Origin of the sequence: Heyndrickxia acidicola (genome assembly GCF_001636425.1) — a bacterium.
Taxonomy (GTDB): Bacteria; Bacillota; Bacilli; order Bacillales; family Bacillaceae_C; genus Bacillus_AE; species Bacillus_AE acidicola.
In genome coordinates this window covers 2,235,834-2,251,594 of the sequence record NZ_KV440953.1, presented here as the reverse complement: position 1 = coordinate 2,251,594, position 15,761 = coordinate 2,235,834, and the positions used below count along the sequence as shown (strand labels likewise).

Sequence of the window (15,761 nt, the reverse complement as noted above, 5' to 3'; positions counted from 1 at the left end):
AAAAAAAGGAAAGTTCAGCAACTAAAGTTAAAATTTTTTATGCTGTTCAGCATAGCATATAAGGTAAGCGGGGAGTTAGGGGGGGCTCTTTTTTGAACAGTGTGGTATTGTCGGCAAGAGAGTTTCTTGGTTTTGAAATTTGTAAGGCACTTCTGGAAGAAGGCAGCTGTGTTTATGCGTTTGATTATGGAGAATGGGACAGCGGATTATATGAAGAAAAATGGCTTGAGATTGGAAGAAATGCAAATCTGACTTTTTCGCCAGTATTGGAAGAAGCAATGATCCCAGAGAAAGTAACCTGTTTTATTCCTCTATTTGATTATGCGACAAGAATGGATGAAGAATCTATTTACTTCTTAAAAAAAGATCTCATTACTTTTATGAAATCTGCTCGAGACCGTATTGAATTAACTGTTTTCATTGCTCCGAGCCAGCTATTGAACGATAACAGGGATGAATATAAAGTGATTTATTCAATGCTTCAGGAGTGTATGGAGATAATAAAAGAACAAAAGTGGCAAGTGGTATATGTTCCAACTTTGTTTGGGCCATGGCAGCCTGAGGGTTATTTGTTTCAACAGATTTTAAATGAAGATATAAAGGACCGGTTTCTTGATGATCCTGAGGATGCCATCTTTATCACAGATGCAGTTCATACTTTAATTAAGGAATCTAGAAAAGGAGATAATAAATCCAGGTTTTTGCTTAAGAGTGAAAAGGAAGGAAACTGGCTTTTATGTCTTGAGGCCTTGAAAAAGGGCTATAAGGAGGACAGAATCATTCTTGAAAAGAACCTCAGTGATGTAAAAGTAATACCTGTTGCTGAAACGGTGTCCCCATTACAGGTTTTTAGAATTCAAAAGCAGCGGGTGAATGATTTTTGTAAATAATCCCGGTCCTGCCTATCCAAAAATAAAAGAGCAGATAAGGACCTTTCATTAAACTCCTTATCTGCTCTTTTTCGAATTATTTATCCTTTTGGAGGAATTTTTCCATAAAAGGCGTGACTTTTTTAAACATTGGGCGCAATTCACTGAGAGAAACCATTAATTTATCGACATGATTTAACATCTCATCAAAGTCGATATTTTTAAATGTTTCATTATTGAGTATTCCGTCAAGCATTCCGTCTATGGAGCCTGAATTAGCTGGTTCCTGTTCTTTTTGGACCAGTCCTCTCCTATTCTGTATGCCTCTCCTTCCAAAAAACATCCGATCAAAAGGATGGACTCCGACTGTATTACCAACCTCTTGAACACTTTCCTCCATTGGAGATTCCATAATGGTTTCTTCTCTTTGTATGTCTTCACTCATCTGGCTATACACCCCCTATTCTTTGTCAATACACCATATGCACAAAAAAGGAATGGGGATGGACGAATGTCATGGGTGATTTTCGACAATGTTTGATGGATGACAAAATGTATTCAGACTGCTATAATTAGTATCAGGTCATAATAATTGATATAAAAGCTTAGGCATGATAATTATTTAAAATTTTCTTGGTGTTTATGTACAAAATAAGAAGAGAATTTTAGGTTTATATTAAGAAAGAAAACAAATGCACTGTTGTAGAAGCAGCAGGAAGTGAAATTTTTACGGAAAGAAGGAAATGTCGATGAATGCAGGGATTATTGGAGTTGGAAAATATAATCCGGAAAAAGTGTTAACCAACTTTGATTTGGAAAAGATAATGGATACCTCTGACGAATGGATCCGCACTCGTACAGGTATTGAAGAACGCCGCATTGCTTCCGATGACTATGATACATCAGACTTGGCCTATGAGGCAGCAGTTAAGGCAATTGAAAATGCGGGAATTACTCCTGAAGAAATTGATATGATTTTAGTGGCTACAGTAACACCGGACACTCCTTTTCCTTCGGTTTCCTGCATGCTGCAGGAGCGGCTCGGTGCAAAAAAAGCAGCGGCAATGGATATTAGCGCTGCCTGCTCAGGATTTATGTACGGTGTTGCAACAGCCAAGCAATTTATTGAGTCAAATGCTTATAAGTATGTTTTAATAGTGGGTGTTGAAAAGCTTTCAAAGATTACAAACTGGGAAGACCGAAATACAGCCGTTCTGTTTGGTGACGGTGCCGGTGCTGCCGTAATGGGCCCTGTCTCAGAAGGTAAAGGAATTTTATCTTTTGAATTGGGTGCTGACGGCACAGGTGGAAAATACCTTTATGAAGATGAAAACAAACATATTGTCATGAACGGGCGGGAAGTATTTAAATTTGCCGTAAGACAAATGGGGGAATCCAGCCTGAATGTTTTAGAAAAAGCAGGCCTTACAAAAGAAGATGTGAACTTTCTTATCCCGCATCAAGCTAATATTCGTATTATGGAATCTTCAAGACAGCGTTTGGAGCTGCCAATTGAAAAAATGTCCAAAACAGTTCATAAGTATGGAAATACTTCCTCGGCATCCATTCCAATGTCATTAGTGGATGAACTGGAAGCAGGAAATATCAAAGATGGTGACGTTCTGGTATTGGTTGGCTTTGGCGGAGGACTAACTTGGGGAGCCATTGCTATGCGATGGGGACGTTAACAAGTTATTAGTGAGTAGTGATTTATTCATATTTGCATTATAATGAGAAAAAAGGAAGAGATTATCTGTAAAAAATATGGCTTAACATTTAATCTTCTTGGTTAAGTGAAGGAGATGGATAAAATGGAAAATAAACGTGTAGTAATTACAGGAATTGGAGCCGTGACTCCACTTGGAAATGACGTGGATACAACCTGGAAGAATCTTATCGATGGAAAATCAGGCATTGGCCCTCTAACAAGGCTGAATCCTGAAGATTATCCTGCAAAGGTTGCAGCGGAAGTGAAGGATTTTGACATTGAGGCTTACTTAGAAAAGAAAGAAGCCCGTAAAATGGATCGCTTTACACATTATGCCATCGCTGCTTCGACGATGGCAGTTAAGGATGCCAATCTCACCATTAATGAAGAAAACGCTGAAAGGGTTGGCGTTTGGATTGGTTCTGGCATTGGAGGAATGGAGACTTTCGAGCAGCAGTTTGAAGTCTTTTTAAATCGCGGCTACCGCCGTGTCAGCCCATTCTTCGTGCCAATGATGATTCCGGATATGGCTGCAGGTCAGGTTTCTATTTTGCTCGGAGCAAAGGGAATTAACTCCTGCACAGTAACCGCATGTGCAACTGGGACAAATTCAATTGGAGATGCCTTTAAGGCAATCCAGCGCGGAGATGCAGATGTAATGATTTCCGGTGGTGCAGAAGCCCCTATTACAAGAATGTCACTTGCTGGTTTCTCAGCAAATACAGCTCTTTCGACAAATCCTGATCCCAACACGGCAAGCAGGCCATTTGATTTAAATCGTGACGGATTTGTTATCGGAGAAGGTGCCGGGATTGTTGTGCTGGAAGAAATGGAATACGCGCTGGCTCGCGGTGCAAAAATATACGCTGAGGTTGTAGGATATGGATCAACTGGGGATGCCCATCATATCACTGCTCCTGCTCCTGGAGGCGAAGGCGGCGCGCGTGCGATGAAAATGGCGCTGAATGATGGAGAGTTATCTCCAGAGTCAGTAGACTATATTAATGCGCATGGAACAAGTACAGGTTATAACGACAAGTATGAAACGATGGCTGTAAAAGAGGTCTTTGGCGATCATGCTTATAAGCTTGCCATGAGTTCGACAAAATCCATGACAGGCCATTTACTGGGTGCTGCTGGCGGTATTGAAGCTATATTTTCCGTACTGGCTATTAAAGACGGAAAAATACCTCCAACCATTAACTTGGAAACACCTGATCCTGAGTGTGATTTGGACTATGTTGCTAATGAAGCACGAAACGGCAATGTAAATGTCGTAATGAGCAACTCTTTGGGATTTGGCGGACATAATGCAACACTTGTATTTAAAAAGTTTGAAAAATAATGCAGAAGACAGGGACATGTTGGTTCCTGTCTTTTTCTTTGAATTATATGAAAGCATGTAATCCTAAACCCATTCCATTACTTCAGCATATGATAACAACAAATATGAGGGGAAGAGGAGAACTGAAAAATAATGGGTGTTATTAGGACAGATAAATGGCTGGATGAACACTTTTATAAACCAATCGATTTACTGAAAAAAACAAGCTCATTCAGAACGGATGAAGTGAGCGGCTTTTATGATTATCTAAAATTTTTTGGCATGTACCAGCCATCTGGACACTCCAAGGTTGTTTATGAAGAATTGAAAACTGTCAAGGCATGGGAAATCATTGAAAACTTATATTTGAAATATAAAAAGATATTTAATGGCCCGGAAGTGAATATCTACATTTTTCCGATAAATGTAACGAATCGACAATTAATGCGCCAAACCAATGGAAAATCTGGAGTTACAATTGAAAAAGATTTATACTTGTTCCTTTCTCCACTTGCCGATAAAAAAGAGTGGGAAGCGCTGTTTATCCATGAATATCATCACGCTGCTCGAATTCAAAAACTGAGAAAGAAGCCGTTTGATTTTACTTTGCTCGATTCCATGGTGCTCGAGGGGCTTGCTGAACATGCAGTTGAAGAATACTGCGGGGAAAAGTATGTAGCAAAAATGAGCAAAGGACATTCAGATAAACTCCTGAAGCGTTTCTGGAACAGTGATTTTAAGGGCAGGTTAAATGTCTTGAAGAAAGAGAGAATCCATGATGATTTGCTATTCGGTAAAAGACTGGTTCCACACATGATGGGCTATGCTCTAGGGTATAAAATAATAGAGGAATATAAGAAGAATTATCCATTTTCTACACAAGAAAAAATCGACATTCCTTCAAAAGACTTACTAATTAGAAATTTTTTGGAATAACAAAAGCCCTATAGAACAGGGTTTTCAGCCTACGTATTTGTCGAAAATAGTAAGATAATTAAAAAAACACTTGCAACTGTAAACTAATTGTAATATTATTTTATTCAAATATATCAATTAAATATAAGTCTTTAGACTTTTTGGAATATTGCATCTAGTACTTTCAAATTAGGGGGCTGTTAAATGGGGAACACACCACTTTTACAAATCCGAAATCTTTGTACCTCATTCCGCATACAGGAACATTATCATGCAGCAGTGGATGATGTTACTTTAACTATTAATGAAAATGAAGTTGTGGCAATAGTAGGTGAATCAGGGTGCGGGAAGAGTGCTCTAGCCCTTTCTGTAATGGGGCTTCATCCAAAAGAACGTACGAAAATAGATGGAAAAATAGATTTCAATGGAATAGATTTATTATCTTTGAATGATCAAAAATTAAATAAAATTCGGGGAAAGGATATCGGTATGATATTCCAGGATCCTTTATCTGCATTAAATCCATTAATGAGAGTGGGGAAACAAATTGAAGAAAGCATGAGTTACCATTTAAAGCTTTCTCCATCTCAAAAAAAGAAGAGGACTTTGGATTTGTTAAAGCAAGTGGGAATTCCCGTTCCTGAACGTACGTACATGCAGTTTCCTCATGAACTATCTGGAGGGATGAGACAAAGGATTGTTATTGCCATTGCAATTGCTTGTGAACCTTCATTAATTATTGCAGATGAACCGACAACTGCACTTGATGTTACTATTCAGGCACAAATAATGGACTTGTTGAAGGATCTCCAAAAACAGCTGAAAACAGGCATTGTACTAATCACCCATGATTTGGGAGTTGTTTCGGAAATGGCTGATCGCGTAGCTGTAATGTATGCAGGAGAAATTGTTGAAATGGCCGATGTTTATACAATTTTTCATAATCCTTTACATCCATATACCCGATCTTTGCTAAATTCAATCCCCTCTTCCAAAAGTGACGCGGACCGCTTACATGTAATAGAAGGAATTGTACCCCCGTTGACCAAATTGCCAAGAACCGGGTGCAGATTTAAGTCACGTATTCCATGGATTAACCAAAATGAACATGAAGAAAATCCTGTTCTGCAAGAGATAGAACCGAACCATTATGTAAGATGTTCCTGCTATAAAAACTTCCACTTCCCAGATCAAAAAGTAGGAGAGCAAAACTATGACATTTCTTAAAGTAAATAACTTAAAAGTTTATTATCCGGTTCGAGGTGGTTTTTTTCGAAGAGTTGTAGAAAATGTGAAAGCTGTTGATGGAATCAGCTTCGAACTGAATAAAGGAGAAACATATGGACTTGTAGGAGAATCTGGCTGTGGAAAGTCTACAACCGGCAGAACGCTTATAGGCCTAAATCGAGCAACCTCCGGAGAAATCAATTATAAGGGCAAAAATTTAGCTGCTATCAAGCCAAAGGAATTTAACCAGTACCGAAAAGAAATTCAAATGATTTTTCAGGATCCATATTCGTCATTAAATCCTAAAAAGAGAGTACTTGATATTATAGCAGAACCTCTTCGGAATTTTTATAAGCTTACCGCAGGAGAAGAAATGCATAAAGTACAAGAGGTAATTGAAAAAGTCGGCCTTAATTCGGAGAGCATTTACAAATATCCACATGAGTTTTCAGGAGGACAAAGGCAAAGGATTGGAATCGCAAGGGCCCTGACGCTTAATCCGCAACTAATTATAGCAGATGAACCTGTTTCTGCCTTAGACGTTTCTGTACAAGCCCAGGTAATAAATTTTATGAAGGATATACAAAAGGAGTTCAATCTAACTTATTTATTTATAAGCCATGATCTTGGTGTCATCCGTCATATGTGTGACAGGATTGGAATTATGTATAAAGGCCAGCTGGTTGAGGAAGGCAACAGCCAGGACATATATGACAATCCTATGCATATATATACAAAGAGGTTAATTGCTGCAATACCGGAAATTAATCCTTCTGATCGTCTGAATAAGATTAAATACCGCAAAGAAGTTTCTGAAGAATACAATAACCATTCAAATAAATTCTTTACTGAAGAAGGGAAAGCCTACCAGTTGAAACCAGTTTCTAAAACACATCTTGTAGCGCTGCCGTAAGGGGGAATAAGGCAATGATCAAATTTATTATCCGCAGGATTCTTATTATGATCCCTCAGTTATTTATTTTAAGTATATTGATATTTTGCTTAGCTAAGGCTATGCCGGGGGATGCTTTGACGGGTGCCGCTTTTAACCCTCATATGAGCCAGCAGGCTTTACAGGAAATGAAACAAAAATTGGGGTTAAATGACCCTATGCCTGTACAATATGGGCGTTGGATTGAGGGAATATTCCATGGGAACCTGGGGACATCATATGCTAATCAAAGGCCAGTAACAGATATTATTAACGAGCGTCTTTCAAATACACTGACTCTGTCCATTTGTATATTAATAGTTACATATTTAATTGCTATCCCTTTAGGAATAGTAAGTGGGCGATGGCCAAATTCTTGGTCTGATAAATTGATAACTGGCTATAATTATGTAACCTTTGCCACCCCTTTATTTATATTTGCATTGCTGGTTTTATTTCTTTTTGGGTTTGTACTTCAATGGTTTCCTACAGGAGGAAGTGTTGACATCCAGCTTACACAAGGGTCATTTGCATATTATGTAAATAAAATTGACCATCTAGTTCTACCGACTATTTCAGGGGCAATTATTCAAACAGTTGGTACAGTACAGTATTTAAAAAGCGAAATTATTGATACAAAGTATAAGGATTTTATTAAAACGGCGCGTGCTAAAGGAGTTCCTGAATCAAAAATTTATACAAGACATATCCTGCGGAATTCGATTCTTCCAATTGCTGCTTTTCTTGGGTATGATATTACACTTGTTATTGGAGGAAATATCATCCTAGAAGGGATATACAGCTTTCCGGGACTTGGTCAGTTGTTTTTACAATCAGTCACTTCAAGGGACTTCAGTGTGGTAAATGCACTTGTAATGTTGACCGGACTTGCTAGTTTATTTGGAACATTGCTGTCAGACATCATTCTTAGCGCAGTAGATCCTCGCATTCGCATCGAGTAAAGGGCTGGAGGGAGTTAAAATGAAAGTAGTAGAAGAAAGTATAAAACCTGGCAATGTCCTAATTACAAAAAGTCCATCTGCGGTTTCGATCATGTGGCGGGAGATTGTTAAAGATCGAATGGCATTATTTTCTTTAATATTACTTGCTTTAATACTAATAGCCATTTATGGAACATCATTGGTGTTAAGTCAAGATGCCATTACTAAAGTAGATATTTTAGCCAGTGAATCACCGCCATCCGCTGCTCACTGGCTTGGTACTGATACCGGAGGCCGTGATATATTCGGATTGCTTATCATTGGAGGGAGAAACTCCTTTACCATTGGCTTGTCCATTACATTGATAACAGGTTTTATTGGCCTCGTGGTAGGTTTGATAGCAGGATATTTTGGAGGCTGGGTGGATAATGTCATAATGCGTATCATTGACTTTATCCTTGTGCTGCCATTTTTAATGTTAATTATCGTATTCGTTACTTTAGTCCCTAAATATAATGTGTTTTCCTTCATTATAATTATGTCTGCCTTTTATTGGGTTGGTAAAGCTAGATTAATAAGGTCTAAAGTACTTGCTGAAAGGGAGTTAGATTACGTAAATGCCTCTAAAACGCTTGGAACACCAAATTGGAAAATTATAATCAGAGAAATACTACCTAATATGAGTTCAATAATCATTGTAAGCTTGACTTTAAACTTAGCTGGAAATATTGGAATTGAATCAGCGCTTAGCTTCCTGGGATTTGGTTTGCCTGCAAGTTCTCCAAGCTTAGGTACACTTGTGAGCTATGCACAGGATCCAGATGTCATTCAAAATCAATGGTGGGTATGGTTACCTGCATCTGCATTAATTTTAGTGCTGATGCTGTGTATAAATTTTATTGGCCAAGCTTTAAAAAGGGCTGCCGATGCAAAACAAAGGTTAGGATAAAAAGGGGGAAGAAAAGTTGAATAAGAAAAAAAGTTTTACTTTGGCGAGTATAACACTTAGTGCAGGGTTGTTACTGGCCGCATGTAATAGCTCGACTACAGGGGGAAATACTTCAGTAACGGGAAAGGATGGCAAGCTTGATACCAGCAAATTTCCGATTATGGTTTCGAGCAATAAGGCTCCAATTAAAGGTGGTACACTTAACTACGGTTTAATATCAGATACTCCGTTCCAGGGTACCTTAAGTGAAGAGTTTGAATCGGGTGCACCAGACCAAGAAGTACTTCAGTTCGTTGAGGAATCAATTTTTTCAACAAACAAAAACTATGAAATTACCAATGATGGAGCATGTACTTTCACAATTGGAAGCGACAATAAATCCATTACCATAAAAGTAAAAGACGGTGTAAAGTGGTCTGATGGACAGCCGCTTACTGCAGATGATATTATCTTTCCTTATGAGGTAATGGGAAGCAAAGATTATAATGGTGTTCGATATGGCGATAACACAATCACGCAGGATATTGTCGGAATGGCAGCATACCATGCTGGAAAAGCTAAAACGATTTCCGGTCTGCAAAAAATCGATGATAAAACTGTCAAAATTTCTTTTAATCACGTAAATCCAGGACTTTTAACAGGTATCTGGTCCTATGCAATGCCAAAGCATTACTTTAAAGGCGTGCCAATCAGCAAAATGGCTACTTCGGATCAAGTGCGTAAGAAACCGATTGGTTTTGGACCATTTGAGGTATCAAAAATTGTTCCAGGGGAATCCGTGGAATTTACGGCAAATCCAAATTACTACAAAGGGAAGCCTTTATTAAATAAAGTAATCCTAAAAGTGGTGAACCCACAGGTTGTAGTGAAATCCCTTCAAAACGGAGATATTGATATTGCTGAATTCCCAAGCAGTTCTTATAAAGGCAATGAAAATCCTAAAAACTACAAATATATTGCCCGGTTAAATTATGCATATTCATATATTGGCTTTAAACTCGGACATTGGGATGCTAAAAACAATGTAGCTGTAGCAGATCCGAATTCACCAATGGCTAATAAATCTCTTCGCCAGGCATTAGGTTATGCTCTTGATATGAAGACTATTTCTCAAAAATTTTATCAAGGTTTAAGCTTCCCGGCTAACTCAATTATTCCTTCATTCTTCAGTCGTTATCATGATGATAACATTAAAGGCTACACATTTGACCCTGAAAAGGCTAAAAAGCTTTTAGATGCAGCTGGTTATAAGGATATTGACAAAGATGGTTACAGAGAAGATCCGAAAGGCCATAAACTTGTATTAAACTTTGCTGGTATGAGTGGAAGCAAGGTTGCAGAACCTCTTGCTCAGTATTATATCCAAGCATGGAAAGCAATTGGAATTCATGTTCAACTACTCGATGGCCGTCTGCAGGAATTCAACACCTTCTATGACAGAGTAGGAGATACAGGAAAAGATGATCCGAAGATTAATATTTATGCAGGATCTTGGCTGACAGGTACAGATCCGGATCCATCTGGATTATATTCAAAAACATCCCTGTTTAACTTCCCTCGTTTTGTGAATAATGAAAATGAAAAGCTTTTACAAGAAGGCATCAGTGCCAAAGCAATGGATCCAAATTACAGAAAACAAGTGTATGACCAATGGCAACAGCTTATGTTTGATCAAGCTCCTGTAATTCCGACTCTATATCAATATCAAGTATATGGTGTTAACAACCGTGTAACTGGATATACTGCGGATACTGCAAGTCTGTGGTGGTATAAAGTTGGCGTAACATCAGATAAACCGGCAACAGCAAACAACTAATAATATTGAAAAGAACAGCTTGAGGGCTGTTCTTTTTATTTTGACTGTAAAAGAAAATGTCCAGAAAATTACTAAATGGATACAGCGCAAAAGTGAATTATCTTTTCATGGAGAAACAGGAATAAATTAACTTAGGACTGCCTATACTGAATGACAAACAGTAGTGAAGCGAGGGGTTAAGATGCTGTATCTTCATGATGTATGGGTTAATTGGTTTGAAGGAGAAGAAAATGGTTACAATGTTTGCTATTTTCATGAATGGCGGAGAGATGATGTTATAGAACTGTTAGATCAAGTTCCGCTGATTCTGGTAGAAAGTGTATTGTATCATTACATAGAAAATGAATTAGGGGAATTGCCTCAGGGATTGTTAAATGACATCTACCAAAAAGCTTATTTAAGAAAAAACCATGAACGGGTTCAATTGGAACATTGCTTTGTGGTAACAGATGGCAAAGGGATCCTGGCTGTAGACACAATAGGATACAATATTCCAATTAGAAAGAGCCGATTGATTCCACGGCAGGAACAGCTAGTGTACGACATGATTGAGCAGCATGAGCCTGTAAATTATCATTTTGAAAGAGAAGAAGGAACAAAAGAGTATCATATACTTTCACCAGAACCTTCTTTAATGAAAGGCTTGACTAGAAAAGAACGTCAGCTCAAGCAGTTATTATTTATGGCCCTTGATCAGCTATACAGCTCCAAAAATGTGGCTGAAGTACGATATTGGTACACAGAATGGTCGCCGGTAGGCTATCAGGAAATTCAGGAAATGGAATTTTTAGATGTTTGGAATCGTTTATATGAAGAAGTAAAAACAGGCTGGTCGGACAAGCATGAATTGCTCTGTGAAAATCTTGTAAAGGGACAGCCTTTTTTTGAAAAGCTGTGGGAAATGGAGCATAGTGAGAAAAGTGAATTAACATAGAAAAGAAGGTGCATGGTTATATAAGCTTTTAACCTGCACCTTTTTTTGTCTTTATCTAAACTGAAATTACTTTCTTTTTCGTCCTAATCCCATTGCATTTTCCATCTTTTTCACCATTTTATTGGCTACAAAATTGGCTTTTTCTGCGCCCTTATCCAAAAGTTCATCCAATTCTTCGGAGTTCATTAGTTTATAATACTTTTCCTGAATAGGAGCAAGGGTTTGGACAACTACTTCCGCCAAATCGCTTTTAAATTCTCCGTAGCCTTTCCCATTGTACTTTTCTTCGAGCTCAGGGATGGAATAATTGCTTAAAATGGAATAGATTGCAAGAAGATTGGAGATTCCCGGCTTATTAACTGTATCGTATTTCACAATGCCTTCTGAATCTGTCACAGCACTCTTAATTTTTTTCTCAATTTGTTTCGGTTCGTCCAGCATAGAAATAAAAGCTTTCGTGTTTGGGTCTGATTTACTCATTTTTTTAAGTGGATCCTGTAAGGACATTACTCTTGCGCCAACATCCGCAATTTTAACTTCCGGGATCGTGAAGATGTCGTTATATTTTTTATTAAAACGTTCAGCCAGATCCCTTGTTAATTCAAGATGCTGCTTTTGGTCTTCTCCTACCGGAACTAAATCTGTCCCATACAGCAGAATATCAGCAGCCATTAATGGAGGGTAGGTTAACAAGCCCGCAGAAACCGCTTCTTTCCCGTTTGATTTATCCTTGAACTGTGTCATTCTTTCTAATTCGCCGATGTAGGCAACACATTGAAGCATCCATCCTGCCTGGGCATGTGCGGGAACTTCTGATTGAACAAACAGAATTGCCTTTTCGGGATCAATTCCTACAGCGATATACATAGCAGCAAGGCTCTTAATGTTCTTTCTTAGCTCCAATCTGTCTTGAGGGACGGTAATAGCATGTTGATCTACAATACAAAAGTAACAGTTGTAATCATTTTGCAGCTCAACAAACTGCCGCATGGCTCCAATATAATTGCCAAGTGTAATGGTACCGCTTGGCTGAATGCCTGAAAAAATTGTTTTCATCCAATAATCCTCCTTATATCCTAATGCCTGTTTTTCGCTCCAATCCTTATGGGGGCAATTAGCCTTTAATAGGGGCAAATCCATAAAAAAAAACCTTCATCTCTTATCTAGGGACGAATGGTTTTCCGCGGTGCCACCCTAAGTGCTGTAAAGCCTCTTAGTTCCATGTAGTAACATGGTGTCTTTTTAACGCAAGACATGCGCCAAAAACTAATAAGAGGAAGCTCTTTTCATTTTTGAAGCTCAAAAGTCCATTCCATAAGCTGGCTTGTTTGTTCACACCATCCACAAACTCTCTTTAAAGCCGTCGGCTTATGTACTATTCTTTATCTCTGCTGATAGGATATTTTTTATAAATATTATATTGAAGTTATCCCTTAATTGCAACCTAATCCCTAATGGTAATAAACAAACAGTGCAAGCAGCATAATGGCAATCATAACACACCCGTTTAGTAAAAGAGGAGAAAAATTGAAATCCAAAATTTCAGAAAGGGGCTTATGTTCCTCGTCCTCTTCTTCTTTTCTTCTGCTTTTAAATACCTTTCGGAAAGAGGCATGGGAAATGTCGAAAAATCCGCTGCCGGCAAGGAAAAGAAAAATAGCACAAAAGAAGAAAATTCCTCCAATGACGAAGGAAATATTAATATAATGAAGCAGGGTTACTGAGTGATACTTAATGAGAGAAACAATTAAGACCACTATTTCGGATGGAATAAGCCAGAACAATAGTTTTTTAAACAAATTATCACCTCAGATAAAATATAACCTCCACTATCCAAATAATCAATATCTCGGATTCGGTCATTTAAAGAGAAGGCTCAAGAAATTTTGCCTGTGATTTCCACACCGGGCGCTCCGTTTGGGTTCGTCCTCTCTGCTTAGCTTTTTCTTGATCACTCAATTCGGATTTTTTTTAACAAAAGTATTGCATATTACGTTTCAATTAACATGGCAAAAGCATTAATAGTGGCGTTCGGTATTCATAAAACATCCTGCTGGTTGATTTGCGCTGAAGGCTCTCGCTTTCCGCGGGCGGCAGGGGAGCTTTGCTATCTTAAGCTCCTGCGGGGGTCTTAACATATTTAGTTTAATAGTCGAATTAAGTTATATTGAGAAAATATAAAAAAGTAAAAAAATACATTATTTATGGTAATTCGAACCAAATAATAGCGGAATGTTTCGAATTTTATTTTTTTATAATAATTTTACAAAAAAATATGTACAATCTTGAAAAAAAATGTATAATAGACAATGTAATAATTTTTCTGAAAAATAGAAAAAGGGAGGTCAATTATGAAAAGTACAAAATCAAAATTGACATTGTTGCTTTGCTTGTCACTGGTACTAAGCTTTATCTTAGCAGCTTGTGGAAGCAAGAACACTGATTCTGCCGGTTCTTCAGGAACATCAGGCGGGACAAACAGCACAGGTGGTAAAAAAGTTTTCAATACAATGGAAACTGCAGAAATTCCGACAATGAATACATATATGTCACAGGATGCTGCTTCCTACAACGTTGAAAACCAAGTATTTGAGGGTCTTATGCGATTAGATCAGCAAAACAAACCTACTTTGGGAATGGCAGCAGCTGAGCCTACAGTAAATAAAGACAAAACAGTTTATACTTTTAAACTTCGTGATGCGAAATGGTCCAATGGCGACCCTGTCACAGCAAATGATTTCGTATACGCTTGGAGACAAGCGATTGATCCGAAAAATGCTTCACCATACGGCGCGTACATGATGAGCGGAGTAATCAAAAACGCTACTCAAATAAATGCTAATAAGATGACGCCAGATCAATTGGGCGTAAAAGCAGTAGATGATAAAACACTTGTTGTTACTTTGGAACATCCAATCAACTATTTCCTATCTTTAATGACATTTCCGTTATTTGATCCAATCGATCAAAAATATGCGGAGAAGGAAGGCAAGAACTACGCTTCAAACAGCGATAACCTAGTGTACAATGGACCATTCACATTAACAAAATGGAATGGTACAGGTGATAACTGGACATATGAAAAGAACCCTACTTACTGGGATAAAGATAACGTAAAAGTTGATGAAATTAATGTAAATGTTATCAAAGATCCAGGTGCCGCAGTAAACCTGTATCAAACAGGAAAGCTTGACTGGGCGCAGCTTAGCGGTGAATATGCAGCTCAAGAAAAAACAGATAAAGATGCTAAAATTTTACCAGAGCCAACAGTATTCTACTTAAAATTCAATCAATTAAGAAATGGCAAGAAAACTCCTCTAGCTAATAAAGATATTCGTCAAGCAATCGGAACAGCATTCGACAAAGAAGCTATGGCAAAAACAATCAATGCTGACGGATCGTCTGCAGCTTATGGTTTAGTACCAAAAGGATTTATTAAAGACCCTGTAACTGGCCAGGATTTCCGTGATGAAAACGGCAAGTTCATGGTATTCAATGCAGCAGATGCTAAAAAGCATTGGGAAGCCGGCTTGAAAGCAATCGGACAAAAGAGTGTTACGCTTGAGTTGCTTGGCGGGGACACTACACTTTCTAAGAAATTGGATGCTTACCTGAAAAGTACTTTAGAACAAAATCTTCCAGGCCTGCACTTAACAATTAAAGAGCCGCCGTTTAAAGTTCGTCTATCTCTTGATAATCAAGAGAACTATGATATTGAGTTTGCTGGATGGGGACCTGACTATCAGGATCCATACACATTTACTGACTTATTCTTAACAGGTGGAGAACAAAATAAAATGGGCTACTCTGATCCTAAGTACGATAAATTAGTTAATGATGCATACACCAAATTAGCAACAAACCCAGAAGCTTACTGGAAAAACAACCTGGAAGCTGAAAAGGTATTGTTTGACGATGCAGCAATTGCTCCTGTTTACCAAAGATCACTTGTTGTACTTCAAAGACCGACTATTAAAGGAATTGTAAAAAATCAATTTGGTCCAGATTACAGCTACAAATGGGTTACTGTAGGCCAATAATCAGAGTACATTGATAGGTGAAAAAAGAGAGTATGTGAAAACATATACTCTCTTTTTACCTGTATCAGAATTGTCGAAATATGTTGAATCTTCATTTTAGAGAGAAC

The 15,761-nt window shown here is 38.0% G+C and carries 14 protein-coding genes and 1 other annotated feature; of the genes, 11 read left to right on the top strand and 3 right to left on the bottom strand.

The window, feature by feature from the left end:
* Window positions 1-92 precede the first annotated feature (92 nt).
* Window positions 93-890: a type 2 periplasmic-binding domain-containing protein gene (locus A5N88_RS10535; protein WP_066265611.1), complete on the top strand. Its 798-nt coding sequence runs from the start codon at window positions 93-95 to the stop codon at window positions 888-890.
* A 76-nt stretch (window positions 891-966) separates the two neighbouring features.
* On the opposite strand, the gene A5N88_RS10530 is transcribed toward A5N88_RS10535, so the two are convergent.
* Window positions 967-1,314, bottom strand: a complete 348-nt coding sequence (locus tag A5N88_RS10530) for a hypothetical protein (protein WP_066265608.1) — start codon at window positions 1,312-1,314, stop codon at window positions 967-969.
* A gap of 304 nt (window positions 1,315-1,618) precedes the next feature.
* Between A5N88_RS10530 and A5N88_RS10525 the strand changes: the two genes are divergently transcribed.
* The 9 genes from A5N88_RS10525 (at window position 1,619) to A5N88_RS10485 (ending at window position 11,614) form a co-directional block, all read left to right on the top strand.
* The gene (locus tag A5N88_RS10525) at window positions 1,619-2,557 is read left to right on the top strand and encodes a beta-ketoacyl-ACP synthase III (protein WP_066265604.1); all 939 of its coding nucleotides are present in this window, start codon (window positions 1,619-1,621) and stop codon (window positions 2,555-2,557) included.
* Between the two features lie 123 nt (window positions 2,558-2,680).
* Window positions 2,681-3,922, top strand: coding sequence for a beta-ketoacyl-ACP synthase II (gene fabF, locus A5N88_RS10520; RefSeq protein ID WP_066265601.1), 1,242 nt, complete (start codon window positions 2,681-2,683; stop codon window positions 3,920-3,922).
* 132 nt (window positions 3,923-4,054) lie between these two features.
* Complete coding sequence (locus tag A5N88_RS10515) at window positions 4,055-4,837, top strand: DUF2268 domain-containing putative Zn-dependent protease (protein ID WP_066265598.1); 783 nt, start codon at window positions 4,055-4,057, stop codon at window positions 4,835-4,837.
* Window positions 4,838-5,020: 183 nt separating this feature from the next.
* Window positions 5,021-6,043 carry an ABC transporter ATP-binding protein gene (locus A5N88_RS10510; RefSeq protein WP_066265595.1) on the top strand — a complete coding sequence of 341 codons (1,023 nt, stop codon included), beginning with the start codon at window positions 5,021-5,023 and terminating at the stop codon, window positions 6,041-6,043.
* Entirely contained in the window at window positions 6,030-6,956 is a 927-nt protein-coding gene (locus tag A5N88_RS10505) for an ABC transporter ATP-binding protein (protein WP_066265593.1), read from the top strand. The genes A5N88_RS10510 and A5N88_RS10505 overlap by 14 nt, the downstream gene beginning before the upstream one ends.
* A 14-nt stretch (window positions 6,957-6,970) precedes the next feature.
* Window positions 6,971-7,936 carry an oligopeptide ABC transporter permease gene (gene opp4B, locus A5N88_RS10500; protein WP_066265591.1) on the top strand — a complete coding sequence of 322 codons (966 nt, stop codon included), beginning with the start codon at window positions 6,971-6,973 and terminating at the stop codon, window positions 7,934-7,936.
* Between the two features lie 19 nt (window positions 7,937-7,955).
* The gene (locus A5N88_RS10495; protein ID WP_066265589.1) at window positions 7,956-8,864 is read left to right on the top strand and encodes an ABC transporter permease; all 909 of its coding nucleotides are present in this window, start codon (window positions 7,956-7,958) and stop codon (window positions 8,862-8,864) included.
* A gap of 16 nt (window positions 8,865-8,880) precedes the next feature.
* On the top strand, window positions 8,881-10,680 hold the full coding sequence (opp4A, locus tag A5N88_RS10490; protein WP_066265583.1) for an oligopeptide ABC transporter substrate-binding protein: 1,800 nt from the start codon (window positions 8,881-8,883) through the stop codon (window positions 10,678-10,680).
* 181 nt (window positions 10,681-10,861) lie between these two features.
* Window positions 10,862-11,614 carry a YjbA family protein gene (locus A5N88_RS10485; RefSeq protein ID WP_066265581.1) on the top strand — a complete coding sequence of 251 codons (753 nt, stop codon included), beginning with the start codon at window positions 10,862-10,864 and terminating at the stop codon, window positions 11,612-11,614.
* A 66-nt stretch (window positions 11,615-11,680) separates the two neighbouring features.
* On the opposite strand, the gene trpS is transcribed toward A5N88_RS10485, so the two are convergent.
* Window positions 11,681-12,670 (bottom strand): tryptophan--tRNA ligase, encoded by a 990-nt coding sequence (gene trpS, locus A5N88_RS10480; RefSeq protein ID WP_066265576.1) that lies wholly within the window; start codon window positions 12,668-12,670, stop codon window positions 11,681-11,683.
* A 106-nt stretch (window positions 12,671-12,776) separates the two neighbouring features.
* Window positions 12,777-13,012: a binding site (T-box leader), on the bottom strand.
* A gap of 53 nt (window positions 13,013-13,065) precedes the next feature.
* Window positions 13,066-13,413, bottom strand: a complete 348-nt coding sequence (locus A5N88_RS10475) for a DUF3899 domain-containing protein (RefSeq protein ID WP_066265574.1) — start codon at window positions 13,411-13,413, stop codon at window positions 13,066-13,068.
* Window positions 13,414-13,965: 552 nt separating this feature from the next.
* On the opposite strand from A5N88_RS10475, the gene A5N88_RS10470 reads away from it, so the two are divergent.
* Complete coding sequence (locus A5N88_RS10470) at window positions 13,966-15,654, top strand: peptide ABC transporter substrate-binding protein (RefSeq protein ID WP_066265572.1); 1,689 nt, start codon at window positions 13,966-13,968, stop codon at window positions 15,652-15,654.
* Window positions 15,655-15,761 lie beyond the last annotated feature (107 nt).

What these genes read in the sequence shown, in the direction of transcription:
- A5N88_RS10530 (WP_066265608.1), bottom strand. Translation starts at nt 1,314, where the DNA reads ATGAGTGAAGACATACAAAGAGAAGAAACCATTATGGAATCTCCAATG.
- A5N88_RS10525 (WP_066265604.1), top strand. Translation starts at nt 1,619, where the DNA reads ATGAATGCAGGGATTATTGGAGTTGGAAAATATAATCCGGAAAAAGTG.
- fabF (WP_066265601.1), top strand. Translation starts at nt 2,681, where the DNA reads ATGGAAAATAAACGTGTAGTAATTACAGGAATTGGAGCCGTGACTCCA.
- A5N88_RS10515 (WP_066265598.1), top strand. Translation starts at nt 4,055, where the DNA reads ATGGGTGTTATTAGGACAGATAAATGGCTGGATGAACACTTTTATAAA.
- A5N88_RS10510 (WP_066265595.1), top strand. Translation starts at nt 5,021, where the DNA reads ATGGGGAACACACCACTTTTACAAATCCGAAATCTTTGTACCTCATTC.
- A5N88_RS10505 (WP_066265593.1), top strand. Translation starts at nt 6,030, where the DNA reads ATGACATTTCTTAAAGTAAATAACTTAAAAGTTTATTATCCGGTTCGA.
- opp4B (WP_066265591.1), top strand. Translation starts at nt 6,971, where the DNA reads ATGATCAAATTTATTATCCGCAGGATTCTTATTATGATCCCTCAGTTA.
- A5N88_RS10495 (WP_066265589.1), top strand. Translation starts at nt 7,956, where the DNA reads ATGAAAGTAGTAGAAGAAAGTATAAAACCTGGCAATGTCCTAATTACA.
- A5N88_RS10485 (WP_066265581.1), top strand. Translation starts at nt 10,862, where the DNA reads ATGCTGTATCTTCATGATGTATGGGTTAATTGGTTTGAAGGAGAAGAA.
- trpS (WP_066265576.1), bottom strand. Translation starts at nt 12,670, where the DNA reads ATGAAAACAATTTTTTCAGGCATTCAGCCAAGCGGTACCATTACACTT.
- A5N88_RS10470 (WP_066265572.1), top strand. Translation starts at nt 13,966, where the DNA reads ATGAAAAGTACAAAATCAAAATTGACATTGTTGCTTTGCTTGTCACTG.